The following is a 2,564-nucleotide window of genomic DNA, read 5'->3' as shown; positions in this document are numbered from 1 at the left end:
GCAGACGGGCTTGGTAGTGCATCAAAAGCTGATATTGGAGCTAACGTAGCAGTCAAAAGCGCTGTAAAAAGTGTGGAACGAGCTATAAAAGCAACGCCTGAAAGTGTGGATATTACAACCCTAGCGAAAGATGCAGTAACTGCGGCAAGGAGAGCGCTGGAGAAGAGAGCCAAAGCTGAAGAATGTAGCCTCCGTGATTTAGCGTGCACACTTCTCGTCGCTATTACCCTTAGGGATGCGGTTGCAGCCGTTCATATAGGGGATGGTGCGCTTGTCGTTGACACGGATAATGGTCTTCATCTCATTACAGGACCGGGAGAATCCGAATACACAAACGAGGTCACACCACTGACAAGCCAGGATTGGGAGGAGTCGCTTAAGAGCACATCAACAGTCTCCGGAGTAAATGGTATTGCGCTGTTTACTGATGGCTGCCAACGAGCTGGATTGAAAAAAGCCGATAATAGCTACACACCATTCGAAGGCTTTTTTAGACCCCTTTTTACATATGCCACGCAGATTGATGATTTTGAACAGGCCAACCAGGATATCTATGATTTACTCGCATCCGATAAGCTCAGCGAGCATTCAGAGGATGATAAAACCTTAGTTCTTGGCATTCTACCTAAAGGAACGTAACTAATGCCAATTCTTGCGGTTTATGATCTGATGGGCAACAAAATTGGATTAAAAAGTACTGGTAAGAGCGGCGGCGAAGGGGCTATCTACGAAATTATCGGCAATGATGGTAGATGTGCAAAAATTTATCATCCGCAAAAAATTACCGCAGAACTCCACCAGAAAGTATTAAGCATGGTGAACAACCCACCAGATGATCCGTCCCCTAATACGAGACATCGATCAATTGGTTGGCCAGAAGACGTTCTCTATAGTGACCCAGCCAGAAGACTGTTTGTTGGCTATACAATGCCTCTGATCGATACAAAGATATTTAAGGAAACCCACAAATATTTTGACCCTTCTGATAGGTTAAAAGCGTTTGGTGGAAGCTTTACCTGGCAGCACTTGTTTACCGCAGCGTTTAATATGGCGAGTGCGGTTGCGGCGTTACATGAGAAAGGGCACCGCATCGGAGACTTAAGGGAAACCAATATTCTCGTATCCCCAAGTGCCCTAGTATCTATAATTGATTGTGACTCGTTCCAGGTAAAAGATAGCGCATCAGGTATTACTTATCACACTCGGGTTGGAAGCGGTGAATACCTGCCTCCTGAATTGATGGGTGTAGATTTTAAGACAAACGATTATGATCGATACCACTCAGATCTGTTTGCCCTGGCCATCATAATATTCAAGTTCTTAGCGAATGGTGTGCATCCGTATCAGGCAAGGGGCCCTCTCGTTGAAGACGCTCCATCCCCCGAGGAAAAGATAAAGAAGGGGCATTTCCCATATGCTACAGACACTAGGGGCATCGAACCACCTAGTTACGCGCTTCCATACAACATAATTCCGCCTTCGATAAGGGTTTTGTTTTACCGATGTTTTGTTGAGGGCCATGCAGATCCAACGAAAAGGCCTGTAGCAATTGAATGGTTTAACGCTTTGAAGGCTGAAGGTGTAAAGTTAAAACAATGTTCCCAGAATGAATATCACTGGTATGGCAATCACCTTACTGATTGCCCATGGTGTAATATTTCTATGCGTCTCGGAAAAGATTACTTTCCGAAGCCTTTTTTAGCCGGTCAACAAATTGAGCTTATTGCGGCAAAACACGTATCCCAATTGCCGCAGAGAGTGCCGCTAGTGCAGGCGCAGCCACAAATGTACATGCCAACAACGGGTGGCGCGCAAACAGCTCAGCAAACATATGTACAGCCTAGAGCAGCTAGAAAAAGCGTGCGTAAGCGATTCCTGGCATCAAAGATGGACGGCTGTGTTGCACAGCTGTTTGGGGGCGCTCTAGCTCTATTTTCAGGCTTTAAGCTTTACCAAAGTGGTGTTTTTATATACAGCGAATTTGGTAAGGCCGTAGACGATCAGATGCTCTTATTAAACGTTACAATATATGCAATCATTCTCATTGTTGGAATTCACATAATACGTTGTGGTATAGAAGATTGGTAGATTGTTTGCCTGCTAGTTTTCTATGGGTAAGGCTATCATTCCGGCTTTTGTGGTTGCCGCACTATGCGAGCACAAAGCGCGCCGGCTCGTCGACGTTAAGGAGAACAAAGAGAACCTCTCAAGTCGCAGGATTTTGGCTCGATCTGAGGCACTCCTACGCCAGCGCATTACTAACCAATGGGGAACCAATGAAGTATGTACCCACGTTGCTTGGTCACGCAGATACAAGTATCACGCTAAGAGTCTATAGTCACGTGCTCCCGCTTACAGATATGGGTACGGAAGAGCGTATTGAATCCACCTTTAAGCCTCAATCTATTCCTTTTTAGAGCATGTCTAATTTTTGTTAGCAGATGTTAGCAAGAACGCAAAAACCGCCGAATTTTTGCCCGGTGGTTTTTGCGTTTTACCTGCTTAATCGGGTGGGCGCTAGAGGATTTGAACCTCTGGCCCCTTCCGCGTCAAGGAAGTGCTCT

3 protein-coding genes and 1 tRNA gene (1 of these 4 cut by a window edge) are annotated in these 2,564 nt (G+C 45.7%); 3 read left to right on the top strand and 1 reads right to left on the bottom strand.

Annotated features, from left to right (window positions below; genetic code table 11):
* The 3 genes from ACYC56_RS06170 to ACYC56_RS06160 form a co-directional block, all read left to right on the top strand.
* On the top strand, window positions 1–639 hold a 639-nt coding region (locus tag ACYC56_RS06170; protein WP_461373302.1), incomplete at its 5' end, for a PP2C family serine/threonine-protein phosphatase.
* Between the two features lie 3 nt (window positions 640–642).
* A complete protein-coding gene (locus tag ACYC56_RS06165) occupies window positions 643–2,088 on the top strand; it encodes a protein kinase domain-containing protein (protein ID WP_461373301.1) in 1,446 nt (481 codons plus the stop codon).
* Between the two features lie 188 nt (window positions 2,089–2,276).
* Entirely contained in the window at window positions 2,277–2,417 is a 141-nt protein-coding gene (locus ACYC56_RS06160) for a hypothetical protein (protein ID WP_461373300.1), read from the top strand.
* 94 nt (window positions 2,418–2,511) lie between these two features.
* On the opposite strand, the gene ACYC56_RS06155 is transcribed toward ACYC56_RS06160, so the two are convergent.
* Window positions 2,512–2,564: transfer RNA gene (locus ACYC56_RS06155), tRNA-Val, on the bottom strand; it runs 18 nt beyond the window's last position.

It is taken from the genome of Candidatus Aquicultor sp. (assembly GCF_054640775.1).
The sequence above is the reverse complement of the archived record's forward strand: the minus strand, read 5'-3'. Positions and strand labels throughout refer to the sequence as shown.

Bases quoted from the DNA above. Each gene is read 5' to 3' on its own strand.
- ACYC56_RS06165 (WP_461373301.1), top strand. From the start codon at position 643: ATGCCAATTCTTGCGGTTTATGATCTGATGGGCAACAAAATTGGATTA.
- ACYC56_RS06160 (WP_461373300.1), top strand. From the start codon at position 2,277: ATGAAGTATGTACCCACGTTGCTTGGTCACGCAGATACAAGTATCACG.